This is a genomic window from Kitasatospora sp. Xyl93 (assembly GCF_055383135.1).
Genome location: NZ_AP029185.1, coordinates 596,186 through 612,193 on the forward strand (window position 1 = coordinate 596,186; position 16,008 = coordinate 612,193).

Below are 16,008 nucleotides of genomic sequence, written 5' to 3' on the forward strand. Positions count from 1 at the left end.
GAATCCGTCTCTCATGGGTTCCGCAGGCCAGCAAAGCTCTGACCTGCGGAAACGCCAGGCCGCCGACTCGCGCCGATTGTTCTGACGCTCGCGATGTGAAATGAGAGTGCACTGGGTTCGATCTCCGCGGGAGTTCTGTGTAGTGCCCGCCGTGGACCCCCGGTTGTGGCGGCGCACCCGCGTCGGCAACCGGGCTCCGGAGCCCGGGGCACCCGAGAGAAAGACGGCCGGAAGTCCCGAATACTCGCGCAACCGCGACGGTGCCCGCTCGTGCGGACCTCCGAGGACGGTGCCGCGCCAACGAGCTCACCCATTACCGTGATCAGCAGCACGGGCACGCGCTCGGACCGGGCCTCACAGCCAAGCGTCGTCCGAGTCCAGCTCGCCGGCCAGGGCCAGCAAGCACTCTGGCCGCTGGCACGCTTGCCTCGCCCTACCCGGTCTGCCCGCCACCGCAGGACCGTCGGCGTACCAACTCCAACCAGCCGACCGACCTCACGCGGCGGACTTGTGCGCCATCACATGACACCAGTGCTGATTCTAAGGTAGGACAAGCTCACGGGCCGTGGAAGGCGAGGACGACGTTGTGGCCGCCGAACCCGAAGGAGTTGCTGAGGGCCGCTCCCACACGCTGCTTCACCGCGGTTCGGGTGACGAGGTTGAGGTCGATGTCCTGGTCCGGGGTTTCGAGGTTGGCGGTGGGTGGGATGAGTGCGTGCTGGATGCTCAGGACGGTAAGGGCGGCTTCGACGGCGCCGGTGGCGCCGAGGGAGTGCCCGAGTACGCCTTTGGTAGACGTCACGTACGGGCCGTGCGGCAACACGTTGTGCACGGTGTGGGCTTCGACGGTGTCGTTGAGTCGGGTCGAGGTGCCGTGCGCGTTGACGTAGCCGATGTCGCTTGCGCGGAGCCCTGCGTCAGTCAAAGCGGTACGCATGGCCGCTTCGATGCCGCGCCCTTCGGGGTGGGGTGTTGTGGGGTGGTAGGCGTCGGTAGAGGATCCGCAGCCGGCGAGCAGGGCTCGGGGACGATGCCGACGGGCGATTGAGTCCTCGGCGCGTTCGAGGATGAGAACCGCGGCGGCTTCGCCTAGGACGAATCCGTCACGTGCCGCATCGAAGGGACGGGATGCCGATGCGGGATCGTCACAGCGGCTGGAGAGTGCGCCGAGTTGGGCGAGACCGGTCACGATCAGGGGCGTGTTGCACGCTTCGGTACCGCCCGCGATGACCACATCGCACTGCCGGGAAGTGAGCAGGTCGCGCGCGATCACGATCGCTGTCGCGCCGGAGGCGCAGGCGGTCCCGGTGGCCAGGCTCGGCCCCTGGGCGCCGCACGCGAGGGCGACCTCGCCCGCGGGGGTGCTGGGGCCGATCATCGGCAGCAGCAGCGGTGAGACCCGCCGGGGCCCGAACTCGTGCAGCTTCCTGCCCTGAGTCTCCCAGGTGTGTGAAGCACCCACTCCGCAGCCGATAACGACCCCTACGCGGGCACCGTCCCAGGTGGCGGGGTCAAGGCCTGCGTCGCGCAGGGCTTCTTGGACGGCGATGACGGCGAGCTGGCTGGAGCGGTCCAGGCGGTGCGCGGTACGGCGGCCGAGCGTGTCGGCGGGGTCGAAGGGGGGCAGGGAGCAGCAGAAATCGACGGGTAGACCGGCTAGCTGTTCGCTGGCGGCGGCCGTCGACTTACCGTCCAGGACCCCTGTCCAGGTGGCTTGCGCGCCGTTGCCGGCGGGAGTGAGCATTCCCAGTCCTGTAACGGCGATCTCAGGCCTGTTCATCGCACACCGCCTTCGCCTGCCGCCAGGTGGCCAAGGCCCACAGGGGTGTCCCCGCCGGGCGGCAATGGCTGCCGGGCCGGCAACAGCATCGGCGCTGACGCCGGTGCCGGCGTGCACGGGGCCACGGGGGCTGCGGAGACCGCCTGCGAGAGAGGGTGGAAGAGCACCTGGCACTGGTGATGTCGCGCGGTCCGGGTCCCTGCGCCCGGACCGGGGAGAGCGGTGAACGGCCTGGGAGCGGTCGTAAAGCTGTGCGGTGTCATGGTCTACGCCTGCTGCGGCTGGGCAGCGTGCGCGAGTTGCTGCGCGGCCTCGTCCAGGGTGGTGTCGAGGGTCATGCCGTCGGCGCCGGCACCGACCTCTTCGGCGGCGATGACGGCTAGCTCGGTCAGGGACAGCGAGTCCATCTCCAGCTGGCGGAAGGTGGTTTGTGCGGTGACGTGCGAGGTGTCGATGCCGATCTCGAACAACATTGCGACGAGCTTGTCGAACATGAGGATTGTCTCCATTGCCGGACTGAACGAGTGGTGCCGAGGAGTCCAACGGACACCACGCGCGAAAGGCACGGATCCGCAGGACCCGACTGCGGTGAGGCGTACTCGTCCTGAAGAAGTCCTTTGGCGCAGCTGTCACGGCGTCCCGAGCCGTCCCGAAGCGCGCACGCTCTCGTGTCTGCCTCACCGGCCGCCGTCGATCTGGGCGCATCCAATGCCCACCTGCGGTCGTTCCATCGGTGTCACGGCCGGCCCCTTGAGTACACGTTCGCGATCGGAGTATGTGTGAGTGCGCCAACCAGCATCGGATCAGGCGGAACGCAGGCGCCGGGCCCTGACAGTCATCACCCCGAGGTGTCCGTGACAACGGCCAGGCCGCCAGCCCAGCAAGATCACGCCCGGGAAGGCGACGCCGGCCCTGGACCCACACCTGCTGGTGCCGGCATGGCCACGACACAGGGTGTGAAGGCTGTCCCCGCGGGCGCAGAGTTTCCTGCCCACCAGGACCGCGCGATGCTCGAATGGTCGCGCCGGTATCCCGATGACGGCTTCGTCGTGGGCCTCACGCTGAGACTGAGAGGGCCCAAGCCCGACCTCGCCCAGATCGCTGCCCTTGTCAATGCCCGACTGCCTCAACTGCCGGCACTCGCAGAGCGCCTGGACGGGCCGGCCGGCGTAGAAGCCTGGCACCCGGACAGCGCCTTCGACGCCAGCCGCCACGTCCACATCCTTGACCGGTCCGCCGACCTGTGGCGCTGGGCGCAGATGCTCGCCAACCAGCCCGTCTGGGACGACCGGCCACGCTGGGGCCTGTGGCTCGGCGATACCGAACGCGACGGCGAGTTCCTGCTGGCCTACCGCGTCCACCATGCCGCCCAGGACGGGGTGGCGACCGCCCACACCATCAAGCGCCTGCTCGACCCCCACGCCCCCGTCCCGCTCAGCGGAGCCCGCCACGGCGCAGCCCCGGGGGCCAGTGCGCCCGACCCCGTCGGCAACCGCCTGCTGGCAACAGCAGATGCCCCCCTGGACGCGATGCGCGCCATCGTCCGCACCACGGGCGCCTCCCTGAACGACATCTACCTCGCTGCTCTGGCCGGAGCCCTGCGCGCCTGGCTGCCCCCCACCGAACGCGACCAGCCGGCCCCCGTACGCGTCCCCTTCAGCGTGCGCCTGCGCCATGAGCGCCAGGACCGCGGCAACCGCCTGGGATACACGCGCATGCTCCTGCCCGTCGACGAACCCAAGCCCGCGCACCGGCTGGCCCTCGTCGTCCAGCGAACGACCGTCTGGCCCCGGGAGCGCACCCGCAGGCTCCTGGACCGCATGCCGCACCACCTGCTGTGGCAGCACATCGCGGCCTCCCTCACCCCCGGTGACTCCCTCGCCGGCGTCACCCTCCTCAGCGCCCCCAGGCCCATGGCCTTCAACAACTCACCGGTCACCGCCGGCATCGCCATGCCCGCGCTGGCTGCCGGGCACCTCTTCTCCAGCGTCCTGCTCTACCTCCACAGCTGCGCCACCCTCTCCATCACCGCCCAGGAACAGCACCAGCACGTGCGCGACCTGCCCAACCTGTGGCAACGCGCCGTAGCCGAACTGGCCGCTGCCACCTGCCCCTGACACGCACATACCGCCACACCCCCCCAGTCACGATCTGAGGTGCCCGCATGCTCCCCTGCCGCCCCACCGTCCTGCTCACCGGGTCCACAGGGGTGATCGGGTCGAGCCTCCTGCCCGCCTTCGCCGCACGCCACCACGTCACCGCACTCGTCCGCCATCGACGGCCCGATGCCCCGGTGGCGTGCGTGACAGGTGACCTCACCGCCGAAGACCTGGGCATGAACACCAGCCAGCGCCGAGAACTGGCAGCATCAATCGACGTGATCGTGCACTGCGCAGGCCTCGCGGCCATGGCTCCGCCCGACCTCACCGCCTTTGACACCATCAACGCCGAGGGCACCCGCCGCATCCTGCGCCTGGCCGAGGAGGCACGCGTACCCGTCCTGCTGCTCTCCTCCGCCGCAGCAGCGTTCCAAACCCCCGGCGAGGACCTGGCCGCCCGCTCCATGCGCGCCTACAGCACCTCAAAACGCCGCGCCGAAGAACTCGCCGCCCACTGCACCCAGCCCGTCGCCATCGTCCGCCCCGCACTACTGTTCGCCGCACGCAACGCCACCGCCCCACCCCGCCACCAGTTCCCCCACGCCCTGCTCACCGCCCTGCTGCAGGACCGTGCCGGAGGACTGCCCGTCAACCCTGACCACTGGTGCGACGTCCTGCCCATCGAAATGCTGACCGACTACCTCACGGCCCTGACCGACGCCCTCCTCCGTGGCGACACCTCCGCGGCCACCCTCCACTGGGCCACCGCCGGCCAGGCCCGGCTGACGGCCGCCGACATGGAACGCGCCTGCCTCGACCACCTCACCGAAACCGGCCGCCCCACCCGGCCGCTCCTTGCCCCGCCCAGTGCCACCCACCGCCGCAGCCACGGCCTGGCCCGCATCGCCCAACTCGGCTTCCAACCCCCCGAGCACCCGCCACTTCCCTGCCACCTGGACCGCCTGCTGCCGTCCCAACTCACCCGAGAAGCAGCCCTCGAAGCCCTCGCACGCAACGTCCGCCTGTGCATCCCGTAGACACCGCGCAACCATCCTGCCAAGCCGACGGGCGCCCGCCCCGCACTCCGCTCCCGGAGCGGTAACGCGTACGAGTGATCACGGCCGATACCGCAGGTCCAGCCCCGGGACGCAGTCGTTAACTGGACATGAAGATCTTCACCTCCAAGAAGCGCACCGTCGTCCTCACTCTCCTCACCGCGACAGCCCTTGGCATCACCGCTCAGGCAGGCGCCATCGGCGCCGACCTCCCCATCCGCGGCAGCGGCACCTTCTGCCTGTCGCCCAACGCGGAACACACCCTGGCAGCCCAGAACGTGACGCTCGAAGCCATCGCCCCCGCCACGCGCACGGGCAACTGCGTCACCCTGCGCGGCTCCGGCACCCTGGCTTCCGACCTCTCCAGTGGCGGGGGCCCCTTCCAGGGAGGCATGCGCTTCGCCAGCTCCGAGCACCGTCTCGATGTGACCAACCTCAACATCCACATCAAGCTCGGTGAAGGCTCCACCAGCGCGGACGTCGCCCAAGACGGCGCAGCCGCCACGCACGTTGACTTCTTCCACTACCCGGTCGCGCTCGACCTCGTTTCCTTCACCCCAACCACCGTCGACACCAAGAACATCCCTCTCAAGCTCGCTGCGCCGGGCGAAGCTGCCTTCACCAACGCCTTCGGTCCCGGCACGACAGCGGCCTTTGACCCGCTCTTCCTCTTCGACGGACACGCCCAGATCACCAACCCGTTTGCGGGCGTGCCCAAGCCGTAGCCACCTCGACGCGCAGGCATCGGGTGCCGCGCCCGGGCAGAGCTCCGCTCGGCGCCGAGTGCGGGCACGGCAGCCGAGCGGAGTCCGGGCCAGATGATGGGCCGGGTACCTGTCGATGGGGGTCGCCCGCCGTTCCAGGTCGCAGTCGACGACAAGGCGAAGTCCGCGCAACCCGGCGCGACGAGGGCGATGCAGGAGATTTACAACGCCGAGGACGGGGCCCACGCAGAGCGGGCGGTCGAGGCGTTCGCCCGCTCCTACGGGACCAAGTGGCCGAACGCGGTCGCGAAGAACTCCGAGGACCGGGACGAGTTGCCGGCGTTCTACGACTTCCCAGCGGAGCACTGGGTCCATCTGCGGACGACGAACCCGATCGAGTCGACGTTCTCCGCGGTGAAGCCGCGGACGAAGGTGAAGTTTCCGAGGGACAGGACAGGAACCCCGTCCACGTAGGTGGGGGTCAGCGTCGGCGTGCCCTCGGGCTTCACCTCCGTCGCCGGGCTATTGATCGTGACCGGGGCCGGCCCCTTTGAGTCGGGCGTGAACTGCTCAGCCATGTCGCTCTCCCCTTACCGGTCGGCCCCATGCCGACCCTCAGGGAACCTTCCATGACTAATTGTCAGGATGACGTCACTTGCCGGACATGGTTGCGCGGATCCGTGTCCGATGAGCGCGGGCGTGACACCCCACCAGCACCGTCCCTGCCCAATTCGCCAACAGTGGCGCCACCCTATTGCAGGGTGATCGGCGCCGGGCCCCGGCCGTCGAGGGTGGTGGCCGGCGATGCCCCCTGGCCGGGTGACTTCTCCGCGACGAGTTGGACCTCGGCGCCGATGGCTGCCAGCAGCTTGTCACGGGCGTCTGCGGCGGCGGGCGTTGCGGGGTTATCCCGGCCAGCGAGGCGAAGCCGCTAGATCATCAGGACGTCTTCGGCGGCACGCCATCGGCGAGCGCCATCATGTGACCGGTGGCGGGACATGTGAGGCATCATCCCCCAGGACGTTCTCGAAGTAGCCGGGGCCGGACCTGGGAAGGGCATCCAGCGCCGTGGTGTAGCGGAGGGTCTCGGTCTCCCAGACGTGGTAGCCGCTGATCCAGGCAGTCATGACATCGACGTAGGCGTCCACGCCGGCCCGCTGCGAGGCGGGCAGCGCGAGGTCTGCGCACATGGCGGGGACCTCGCGGGCGAGCTGCTGGAAGCGGGTGCAGCGCCGGTGAACCTCCTCCTGGGCGGCGACCAGGGCTTCGTCGCGGGTGCGGTGCTGGGCGTGTTCGATGACGAGGACGAGGTTGTCCATGTCCCCGCGCGCCTCCTCCTTCTCCAGGGAGTACACGTCGTTGCACATGAGCGTGATGTCGATGGCGATCTCCCGCATGATCCTCAGCTGCGGGCTATGGAAGGCGGCCGGCGGGACGGTGATGCCCGCAGCGCGTTCTCCCAGTGACACCGGTAGCGCGGTCGCCGCGACGCCCCGGCGGACCTGGAGGTACTGCTCCATGTCGAGCGGTGTCCCGCGGCGCCGGTTCACGGCCTCGTGGGCGTGGGCGGCGAAGTAGTACTCCCACTCGTAGGCGACCCGCGCCGCCCAGCCGGCCGGGGCGCCGTCGGTGCTGCGGCGCCACAGGTCGGCGAAGGCGCTCGCGCAGGGACCGTCGCCGTGGCGCGGTGCGGCTCCGTGGACGATGTCGATCAGGCCCTGGCACACCCGGGCGGCACGGTCGGGTGCAAGGCCCAGTGGGCCGTCGAACTGGTCGTCGAAGACGAAGAAGAACGCCATGGCGTCGGTGCACAGGCTCAGCCCGGAGCCGGTGGCGTCAGGGAAGCCGTAAGCGGCGAGCCGGGGCATGTCCCACGAGGCGTACCAGTCCATCGACCGCTCACCGCCCACCAGCCCGTGGTCGCGGACCCACGCGAGGTTGCGGGACCGGGCAGCTTCCATGTCCGGGCTGACGCGAAGTGAAAACGGCAGATCGAAAGCGATGTTCTGTGGCATGAGCCCCCCAGTGCGCCGACCCCACATGCCGGCCGGTGAGGAGGAACGCTCCCCGTCGTCAGCAGGCCGGAACCGTGATCGCCTTGTTTGGCCGTCATGTCCATGGCCACCTCGACCTGATCCACAACGACCTGCGCTTCGACAGGCGGTGGTGGTTCGCCGCCGCGAACCACCACCGCCTGCTCCGGACCCCCGCCGCCGGATGGCCCCTGCCGGCACTGAAGACCCGTTCGGAGTGCCCCGCTTGAACACCGCATGACAGTGCTGCTCGCTGGATAGGCTGCCCAGGTGGCGGTATTCGACTGCCCAAAGCACCTGGGAGAGACCGTGCCTGACAGCTCCACCACCCCACAGGCCGAGGCCGACGGCCGGGGCCCGGCGCCGATCACCGTTGCGCCGGAGTCGCCCGCCGTCGCCGAAGCCCGCGACGCACTGCTCGCCGCCATCGGCGCCGAGGCCCAGAACCTGGCGGAGCAGTTCCCCGGTCAGGCGTCCGCCCAACTGGCCGAACTCGCCCGCGCCTACACGTTGACGACGCGAGGGTACTGGGCGACCTCCTCCGCATACCGCTTCGCCCCCGGAACGGACCAGCCTGAGGGCCCAACGGCCAAAAACATGATCACCGGTACGTCGCAGGCGGATGTCGCCCTCCTCGTCGTTCCAGCAGAACAGAGTGGCTTCGCGGCCGCCTTCTCCAAAGCCTCAACGGCGGAAGTACCCGCCGCCGCCTCGGCTCGTGACCTGCTCCTGCGGGCCATCGGCACCGAGGCCCAGAGCGCCGCCAAGCAGTTCCCCGGCCAGGCGTCCGCCCAACTGGCCGAACTCGCCCACGCCTACCGTCGCACCACGATGGACATCGACATCCTGACGCTCGTTGACTCGCTTCCGGATTCTGTTGATCTTCCGGAGCCCGCCATCGGGATCACCCACTACCTCCGCCACTGAAGACCCGCTCGGAACGTCCGGTCCTTCCCAGCTGTGTTAGCCGGCCTCGCAAGCGGGGTTCTGCGGCGCATGGACGGACGGGCGTATCCGAGCGACTTGTCAAACGAGCAGCGGGCGTTGATCGAGGCGATGGTCACGGCTTGGGAGCAGGGTCGGGTGGCGCGGTCGGCAACCGGGGATCCGGGGTCCCGCAGCCAGGCCGCTACCAGAAACGGACTTGACGTCCGCTGACAGCTCGGGTTCCGAGGTGGCTGAAGGTGCTTACCTGGACCAGCGGTTGAACATCGCCCCCCGGGGGCGCGGTTGGTGTCGGGAACGGCGAGAGCCCCTGCCGGGGTGCCTCGATCGGCAAGGGCTCTCGCGGGGCCACGCGTGCCGGTCGTGCTCCGGTGCCCTCAGAAGAGGTTCACCGTCGCGGTGGGCGTAGGGCCCGCGAGGGCGCCGGGGTACCGGGGGGCCAGGAACCCAATGCCGTTGCTTTAGCCCTGCCTGGCCTGTTGGACGGGTGTGGATCTTCGAGGGGCGGGGCCGGGCGGCCAGCTGAGGCTAGGAACGCTGGCTCAGGTGTTCACTCCGGAGCTGGTCGACGCGGCGATAGCCGAGCACGGCAGGGCCGAGCAGCGACGGCGAATACTGCCCGCCCGGCTGGTCATGTACTTCGTGCTCGGGCTCTGCCTGTTCGCCCGGGAGTCGTACGAGAACGCGCGCGTAGCCGGTTTTTGGCGCGCACCCGAGACAGAGTGGAATCGCCCCACTACTGTCAGCAGTCGGTGCTGCCATGCAAGGTCGGACGCACCGCCGAAACGGGATGCGCCTGTCCGGGGCTGACCCGCCGGGCCATGAGACAGAAGATCGGTGACGCAGGATGACTATCGAGGACGCCCTGACCGACCACACGTTCGAGCTCAGCCTGGGCCAGTTCCAGGTTGAGACCGTCCAGTCGATCGACGGCCTGACCATTGGGCAGGACGTCATCGAGGTGAACGGCTCCACCACAGTTCAGGACTTGGTCGGCGAGGTGAAGCCGAAGGTCGCCCAGCCCGGAACAATCACGCTCGTGCTCCCGGCAGAACAGGCCCAGGCCCTGGCCAAAGCGGCGGAAGACGGCACACCGGAGCCGGCTGTCCTCCAAATCTCCGACGCTACGGGCCACGTCCGAAGGATTCACCTCACCAACGCATGGGCCTCCAGCTGGGAGGGGCCTCAGCTCGGTGCAGCCAACTCGGGAATGGCAACTGAGGCGGTCACGATCACGTACGAGGACATCACCATCGAGTAGCAGGCGTCACACGGTTCCTGCCCGGGACCGCTGACAGCTCCTTTCAGGCCCGCCGGCCAATAGTCGGCGGGCCTGAACCCGTTCGGTTCCCCTTCAGCGGCTGGGTGGGCTAAAGCAACGGCATTGGGCCAGGAACCTTCCGGAGGCCGGTGCGTACGGGGCCGACCCGTCCTCAACGAGGCGAGGTCTTCGACTCGCCTCCGCCGATTTGTCAGATCGTGTCCTTGACCTTGAGCTGGCCGCTGTCGATGACGAAGTCCTGGTTGCCGAAGCCGGGGTTCTGGCACTCCCAGATCTTGACCCGGTCGCCGTTGTTGCGGGACCCGCCCACGTCCAGGCACATCTCTCGGCCGCTGCCGATGGTGCCCCTGACCTTGATCTGGCCCCGGTCCACGACGAAGTCCTGGTTGCCGAAGCCGGGGTTCTGGCACTCCCAGATCTTGACCCGGTCGCCGTTGTTGCGGGACCCGCCCACGTCCAGGCACATCTCTCGGCCGCTGCCGATGGTGTCCCTGACCTTGATCTGGCCCCGGTCCACGACGAAGTCCTGGTTGCCGAAGCCGGGGTTCTGGCACTCCCAGATCTTGACCCAGTCGCCGTTGTTGCGGGACCCGCCCACGTCCAGGCACATGGTGCTGGCCGCGCGGGGCGAGGCGACGGCAGCTGCGGGTACGGTCACGACGATCAGGCCGGCGGCGGCCAGGCCGGCCAGCGCGGTAATGGAACGGGACATGGGGTACCTCCGCAAGTGCGCCGACGGGTGTCGGCTCGGTGGGATGGTCGGACGTGGCCAGGCCCTGCCGGAAAGGGCAGTTGGCATACCTGCCTGGCATGGAAGAGGTTCGCAGAGGTCAGCTGCGACACGCCCGGGTACGAACCATGTTCATCTCTTGGGGCGACATGGGGTTTGAAGGGAACGATCTAGACGAGTAGTTCCGAAGTCGGTCAGTGGTCGTAGGCGATCAGTGAGCGGGTGACGGGTTGGCCGGTGGTCCGGTTGTGCCAGATCGCGCAGGTCATCGCCAGCAGCCGCTGGCCGACCCGGGCGCCGACGCCTTCGATGGTGCGGCCGCCGTGTTGTTCGAGTCCGAGTTGGCCTTTGAGCGTGTCGTTGACGGACTCGATGAGCTGGCGGACCGACTTCAGCAGTCCCTCGCCCGGGCGAGGGGCGAGGTTGCGGTACGACGGTCGCAGCAGCTGGATGCCGTACTGGTCGAGGAAGCGGTCGAGTTCGGCGGAGACGTAGCCCTTGTCGGCGAGGATCAGCAGGCCGGGCCGCTCGCGCACGAGACCGGGCTCGGTCTCGACGAGCGCGGCCAGGACCTCGCGCTCGTCGACCTTGGGGTTGGCGAGGGCCCAGGTGACGGGCAGGCCGGCCGGGGTGCACACCAGGTGCAGCTTCAGGCCCCAGAACCAGCGCGAGTGGGAGCGGCTGTAGCCGTAGCCGGCCCAGCCGGCCAGCGCCGAGCGGCGGACGGTGTCGCGGGAGCGGCCGCACTCCACGGGCGTCGAGTCGGTGATCCACACCGGGTCGCCCCACAGGTCGGTCGCCCGGGCCAGGTCGCGCACGGCCTGCTGGAGCAGCGGCCGTGCCGCGCGCAGGCGCTTGTTGTAGCCGGGCCTGCCGGGCAGGTTCGGGAACATGCCGCGCAGATGGGCCTGGGCGAAGCGGATCCAGCGGGCCTCTGAGTGGAAGCCGAGCAGCACCTGGGCCACGGCCAGGCAGACCAGTTCGGAGTCCGTCAGCAACGGCGGGCGGCCCAACCACCGCGTTCGGGGCAGGTGATCATCGATCTGCACGTAGAGTGCCGTCAGGAGGGTGTCCAGCTCTTCGGTCGTCACAACCCGATGCTGGACACCCTTCCTGCATGCCCGGAGCAGAACCGGCAAACCCAGCCCACTTCGGAACTACTCGTCTAGCCGGTTGCCGGGCGGCCGTCGAGGCACGGGTCAGCGGGCGAGTACGTGGCCGTCGTGGGGCCGGTGGTCGCGGGAGCGGCGCAGGTCGCTGCTGACGTAGGTGCGTTGGAGCCAGCGGTCGGCTCCGTCGTAGCGGGGCTGGAATGCGGTGCGGCCGTGGACGGTGACCCGGTTGTCGATGACGACCAGGTCGCCGGGGACCAGGCGCAGGGACCGGGCGGTAGCCCCACAGGCTCGTCCGAACTCGGCCAGCGCGGCGGTGGCCCGAGGGGTGAGCGGGGTGGTGACGAGCTGGGCCATGCGGATGTCGGGGTCCTCGACCGCTCCGGAGAGCACCGGCCGGGGCTCGGCCGCGGCCCCGCTCGCGGTGTCGGGGCCGAAGGAGGGGGGTGGGGTGGTGATGAACTCCGGTGCGAACAGGGTCTCGCGGTCTGCCGGGGTGAGGAGCGCCAGCGCCTGGCGGATGCCCGCGACGCGCATGCCGGCGGTGCGGTCGTGGTCGGCGCGCAGGCACAGGAAGACGACGTAGTCGGGCGGGTGGGGGTGGAAGCCGTTCTCGGTGTGGAAGGACAGCGGCGCCGATCCGGCGTTGCCGTGGAAGGTCTCCTGCCCGGGCACGGGCACCACGTCCTGCACCAGGGCGCCGGACTTCTCGGCCAGGTAGGCGAGGGGGTCACCGAGCCCGCAGGCCACCATCGTGAGCAGCGCGGCCGGGACGGTGGCCTGGCGCTGGACCGAGCCGGGTACGGCCGGTGTCGGAGGCAGGCTCGCCGGGTTGACGGGCAAGCCGCCGATCAGCAGGGTGCCGTGCGGGCCGGAGTGCCGGCGGAAGCGGCGTATCGCGCGTCGCAGTTGCAGCGGGAGTTCGTCCCAGGCGTCCCGGGCCCGTGCCACCCACTCGGGACTGTCCACCTGGTCACGCCCGTCGGTGCACAGGGCGCGGGCCAGCCGTTCGCTGGTGTCGGCGTCGGTCGGGTCCAGGGTCCAGTCGGCTGCGACGGTCTTGCCGGGTGCGGTGCCGGGCATCAGGGCTCCTGCCGGAAGTGCGGACGGTGGGCGGGTGGAGTCACGAATGGCGCAAGTCGGCCACGGCGTCGGCGATGTAGTGGTCCCCGAAGCGGACCAGGGAGGCGTACTGGGCCGCTCGGCGGTGGCGCATCAGCCGCAGCTCCGCGACGGCGTTGTCGGGGCCCTCGGGCCGTTGGGCGATGGAACGGCGCAGGTGCACCATCGAGTACGCCAGGGTGACGTGCCGTTCGGCGTCCACGAGATCGGCCTCCAGGATCGCGCCCCGTGCCTCCGCGAGTTCGGGAGCACGGGCGGCCAACTGCTCGTAGGAGTCGGGAAGCAGCGACAGCAGGTCCTTCATCGCGGCCCGGAACAGCTTGTACCCGCGGTGCTGACGCCCGCTCAGCGGGATGTCCGTCGACGGCGGTGCCATGGTCTGGCGGATCGCCGTCATGTAGTAGTCGGTGGGGATCGTACTGGCGTGGTTCATCGCCGCTGGGAAGCCGCGCACGTACACCGTCGCAGCGGCCAGCCGGTCCAGTGCGGCGTCGGTGTCGCCGTGGCGCAGGTGGTGGGCGGTGTCGGCCACGGCGACGGCGGCGCAGACGTTGAACAGGACGTGGACCTGGTGCCCGATGAGCCACCGAGCACTCCACGCTTGCTCCAAGGGCACCCCCGCGCGGGGCTGCGGGACGGGCACCGGTAGCGCGGACTCGGGGCCGGCGTCCGGCAACGCGCCGGTGATGTCGAGCACCGCCTGCCGCATCCCGGCCGCTTCCAGTGCCAGGTCGGCGCCCGACAGCGGAGCGTCGTAGAGGTCTTCCAGACCGCGGTGGACGACCAGGGCGCCATGCAGGGCGGCCTGTTGATCCGACAGCTCCACTTCGCGGACCCGGAAGTACGACTGGCTGGCCGACTCCGCCGGCACGTCCTCACCGACCACGGCCGGAGCCAGAGCCGACAGCGCAGCGACCAACTCGCCGACCGCCGCGGCCGCCTGTCGCACCGATGCTGTCCGCTGGACCGGTCGGGCGTGCGAGGCGACAGCGGCCAGCACGCTCGCGGCGCGCTGCGCGGAGCCGGCGACTCGCGGGCCCAACTCCGCGACGGGTTGGCCGCCCCGGGGCGTACGGAAGACGGCGACGGGAGGATGACCGGCAATCAGCGATAAGCCCATGGTTGGAATAGTTGACCAGGAACATGCCAATAGAAACCCCGCCCGGAGAGTCGATTCCTCCGCAGGACAATGAAGTTGAGCGAGGTGGCACACCGTTGATGTCCACGATCACCTCGCCGCCCACGTCCGGGGCCGCCTCGCAGGGCAACCGCCAGACTCTCTCGCGGACTTCGGCCCGAGCACGGCGGATCGCCATCAGTGCCTTGGATCCGGCCACGGCCAGGGTGTCGTCCCCGGTACGGGCGCTATAGCGCCCTGAGGGGCATCAAGATCCGCCGGACAGAACCTAGTAGCCGCCGCTCAGCAGGTAGTCGGCCAGCTTCTCCACGGTATAGATCGCGTCTTCGCGGTGCTGCTGCGCAGTGTAGAGACCGATCAGGACGGTCTGGTCGGTCCGGACCAGGACGGTGCCGTTGCCGCTGTTCTCGCCGCGGATCGAGCGGCCGACGCCCCTGGTGCCCCGGTAGTTCGTGCCGCCGACGGTGACGCCGGTGTTGAACACCTTCGAGGGGTCCGCGTACAGCTTGAGGATCGCTGCGGCCTCGCCGTCCTTCAGCGCGAATCCCGCGCTGGCGGCAACGGGTGCGCCATTGTCGCGCCTGATGATCGCCGCTTGGGTGATGTTCGCCGAGCCGATGAGCTGGTCCACCAAGCCCTGCCACGTTGCTGCCATATGCCCCACCCCTGTTGTTCCGGAATCGCACAGACCGGCGGATTGCCGGTCCGATCCGGAATCCTCACGTCCCCACGCCGTCCGCGTACCTGACTTACCGGCGGATGGCCGGAACTCCACGTTTCATAGCTCGTACACACATCCGGAAGGGCTGATTCCGGCCAGCGGCTGACGCGTCCTGCACGGGACTCCCGCCCGCATCAGGGAGTCGCGCCGGCCGGCGAGTTCGCCGTAGCGCGTCACGACGCTTCGATCCTGTTTCGGCGGACCGGTCCGGCATTCGGCCTTGTGCCTGCGTCTGCAGGGTCCGCGGTCGAGGCCGGGCGGCCGTCCGTCCGCGCTGCCGCGGCGCAGGCGGTGTCCGGCCCGGTCGGGCTTGTCCGGGACGGTGTGCGCGATCTGCCGCCGTACGGTGCGTGCTGCAACGCTTCTGTGCACGAGGGGCTGCAGTGTCCTGTGCGGGGGTTACTTGGCGGTGTTGATCCAGGAGCGGAGCTTGTTGACGTCCGTGTACACGCCGGCCCGTCCCGGCTGGGCGCAGCCGATGCCCCAGGAGACGATGCCGACCAGCTCGTTGTACCGGTTGACGAGCGGGCCGCCGCTGTCCCCCTGGCAGGCGTCCGTGTGCCCGTCCGGGTATCCGGCGCAGAACATCGTGTCGGAGAGGCGGCCCTCCCTGTAGTAGTTCGAGCACCCCTCCTGGTCGTTCCTCAGGCCCATCACATTCGTGGTGTACAGCTCGTCCGGTGTCGAGCCGCCTTCGGAAAGGCGCCCCCATCCTGCGACGGAGAGGACCTGGCCGTACGGCGGCTGGTCGGAGGAGAGCGGCCAGCCGACCGGGCCGAGGATGCCGGGCCTGAAGGTCAGGGGCGTCGCCAGCTTGAGCAGTGCGACGTCGTTGTTGTAACTGACGGCCATGTTGTACTGCGGGTGGACGACGTACTTCTCCACGGGGTGGATGGTGGCCCTGCTGAGCCGGAGATCGCCCACCCCCACGCTCGGTTCGCTCGGAGGGTACTGGTGCTGGAGGCAGTGCGCGGCGGTGAGGATCGTCCTGTCGTTCAGGATGACCCCGCCGCAGATGGCGCTCCCGCGCTCCCGGATTGACGCCATGTACGGGGGCATCTTTGTGGCCTTTGTGCCGTTGACGATGGCGCGCGCCGGCACCGTGCCGGACAAGAGCCCCATCAGCGCGCCCATCAGCGCGACTCCTGCCAGCCGCCGCCATGTCCTGCGCCATGACCGGGCCATGAAAACCCCACTCCGCAACGGACGGGAGCCCTTCCCCCGTCGCACCGGAGATCCAACAGCACGCCCTGTCGGGCAGGGCGAAATCCGGCCATCCTCATGGCC

Annotated in this window: 15 protein-coding genes and 2 pseudogenes; 7 read left to right on the top strand and 10 right to left on the bottom strand. The window is 69.5% G+C overall.

The annotated features are described in order from the left end of the window. Nucleotides 1-556: 556 nt before the first annotated feature. Together ACZ5GH_RS02690 and ACZ5GH_RS02695 are read right to left on the bottom strand one after the other, a co-directional pair. A complete protein-coding gene (locus ACZ5GH_RS02690) occupies nucleotides 557-1,780 on the bottom strand; it encodes a beta-ketoacyl-[acyl-carrier-protein] synthase family protein (protein WP_464333279.1) in 1,224 nt (407 codons plus the stop codon). Between the two features lie 266 nt (nucleotides 1,781-2,046). Beyond that, entirely contained in the window at nucleotides 2,047-2,274 is a 228-nt protein-coding gene (locus ACZ5GH_RS02695) for a phosphopantetheine-binding protein (RefSeq protein ID WP_464333280.1), read from the bottom strand. A 513-nt stretch (nucleotides 2,275-2,787) separates the two neighbouring features. On the opposite strand from ACZ5GH_RS02695, the gene ACZ5GH_RS02700 reads away from it, so the two are divergent. The 4 genes and pseudogenes from ACZ5GH_RS02700 to ACZ5GH_RS02715 all read left to right on the top strand — a co-directional run. Beyond that, nucleotides 2,788-3,897, top strand: coding sequence for a wax ester/triacylglycerol synthase domain-containing protein (locus ACZ5GH_RS02700; RefSeq protein ID WP_464333281.1), 1,110 nt, complete (start codon nucleotides 2,788-2,790; stop codon nucleotides 3,895-3,897). A 47-nt stretch (nucleotides 3,898-3,944) separates the two neighbouring features. Beyond that, the gene (locus tag ACZ5GH_RS02705; protein ID WP_464333282.1) at nucleotides 3,945-4,916 is read left to right on the top strand and encodes an SDR family oxidoreductase; all 972 of its coding nucleotides are present in this window, start codon (nucleotides 3,945-3,947) and stop codon (nucleotides 4,914-4,916) included. A gap of 128 nt (nucleotides 4,917-5,044) precedes the next feature. Next, entirely contained in the window at nucleotides 5,045-5,659 is a 615-nt protein-coding gene (locus ACZ5GH_RS02710; RefSeq protein ID WP_464333283.1) for a hypothetical protein, read from the top strand. Nucleotides 5,660-5,818: 159 nt separating this feature from the next. Next, nucleotides 5,819-6,073: pseudogene (locus ACZ5GH_RS02715) on the top strand (transposase); the annotation flags it as partial. A gap of 542 nt (nucleotides 6,074-6,615) precedes the next feature. Here ACZ5GH_RS02715 and ACZ5GH_RS02720 read toward each other — a convergent pair. Further along, nucleotides 6,616-7,599, bottom strand: a complete 984-nt coding sequence (locus ACZ5GH_RS02720; protein WP_464333284.1) for a terpene synthase family protein — start codon at nucleotides 7,597-7,599, stop codon at nucleotides 6,616-6,618. A gap of 342 nt (nucleotides 7,600-7,941) precedes the next feature. On the opposite strand from ACZ5GH_RS02720, the gene ACZ5GH_RS02725 reads away from it, so the two are divergent. From ACZ5GH_RS02725 to ACZ5GH_RS02735, 3 genes are all read left to right on the top strand, one after another. Then, on the top strand, nucleotides 7,942-8,598 hold the full coding sequence (locus tag ACZ5GH_RS02725) for a hypothetical protein (protein ID WP_464333285.1): 657 nt from the start codon (nucleotides 7,942-7,944) through the stop codon (nucleotides 8,596-8,598). Nucleotides 8,599-9,105: 507 nt separating this feature from the next. Then, the gene (locus ACZ5GH_RS02730; protein WP_464333286.1) at nucleotides 9,106-9,426 is read left to right on the top strand and encodes a transposase domain-containing protein; all 321 of its coding nucleotides are present in this window, start codon (nucleotides 9,106-9,108) and stop codon (nucleotides 9,424-9,426) included. Nucleotides 9,427-9,463: 37 nt separating this feature from the next. Next, a complete protein-coding gene (locus tag ACZ5GH_RS02735) occupies nucleotides 9,464-9,877 on the top strand; it encodes a phage tail protein (protein ID WP_388986244.1) in 414 nt (137 codons plus the stop codon). A gap of 211 nt (nucleotides 9,878-10,088) precedes the next feature. Here ACZ5GH_RS02735 and ACZ5GH_RS02740 read toward each other — a convergent pair whose 3' ends face one another. The 7 genes and pseudogenes from ACZ5GH_RS02740 to ACZ5GH_RS02770 form a co-directional block, all read right to left on the bottom strand. Beyond that, nucleotides 10,089-10,610, bottom strand: a complete 522-nt coding sequence (locus ACZ5GH_RS02740) for an RICIN domain-containing protein (RefSeq protein WP_464333287.1) — start codon at nucleotides 10,608-10,610, stop codon at nucleotides 10,089-10,091. A 212-nt stretch (nucleotides 10,611-10,822) separates the two neighbouring features. After that, nucleotides 10,823-11,719, bottom strand: a complete 897-nt coding sequence (locus ACZ5GH_RS02745) for an IS982 family transposase (protein ID WP_464333288.1) — start codon at nucleotides 11,717-11,719, stop codon at nucleotides 10,823-10,825. A 108-nt stretch (nucleotides 11,720-11,827) separates the two neighbouring features. Next, complete coding sequence (locus ACZ5GH_RS02750; protein ID WP_464333289.1) at nucleotides 11,828-12,823, bottom strand: TauD/TfdA family dioxygenase; 996 nt, start codon at nucleotides 12,821-12,823, stop codon at nucleotides 11,828-11,830. A gap of 40 nt (nucleotides 12,824-12,863) precedes the next feature. After that, entirely contained in the window at nucleotides 12,864-13,982 is a 1,119-nt protein-coding gene (locus tag ACZ5GH_RS02755; protein WP_464333290.1) for a hypothetical protein, read from the bottom strand. 88 nt (nucleotides 13,983-14,070) lie between these two features. After that, nucleotides 14,071-14,211: pseudogene (locus tag ACZ5GH_RS02760) on the bottom strand (IS1380 family transposase); the annotation flags it as partial. Between the two features lie 57 nt (nucleotides 14,212-14,268). Further along, the gene (locus ACZ5GH_RS02765; protein ID WP_464333291.1) at nucleotides 14,269-14,634 is read right to left on the bottom strand and encodes a profilin; all 366 of its coding nucleotides are present in this window, start codon (nucleotides 14,632-14,634) and stop codon (nucleotides 14,269-14,271) included. Between the two features lie 486 nt (nucleotides 14,635-15,120). Next, nucleotides 15,121-15,906, bottom strand: a complete 786-nt coding sequence (locus ACZ5GH_RS02770; protein ID WP_464333292.1) for a serine protease — start codon at nucleotides 15,904-15,906, stop codon at nucleotides 15,121-15,123. Nucleotides 15,907-16,008 lie beyond the last annotated feature (102 nt).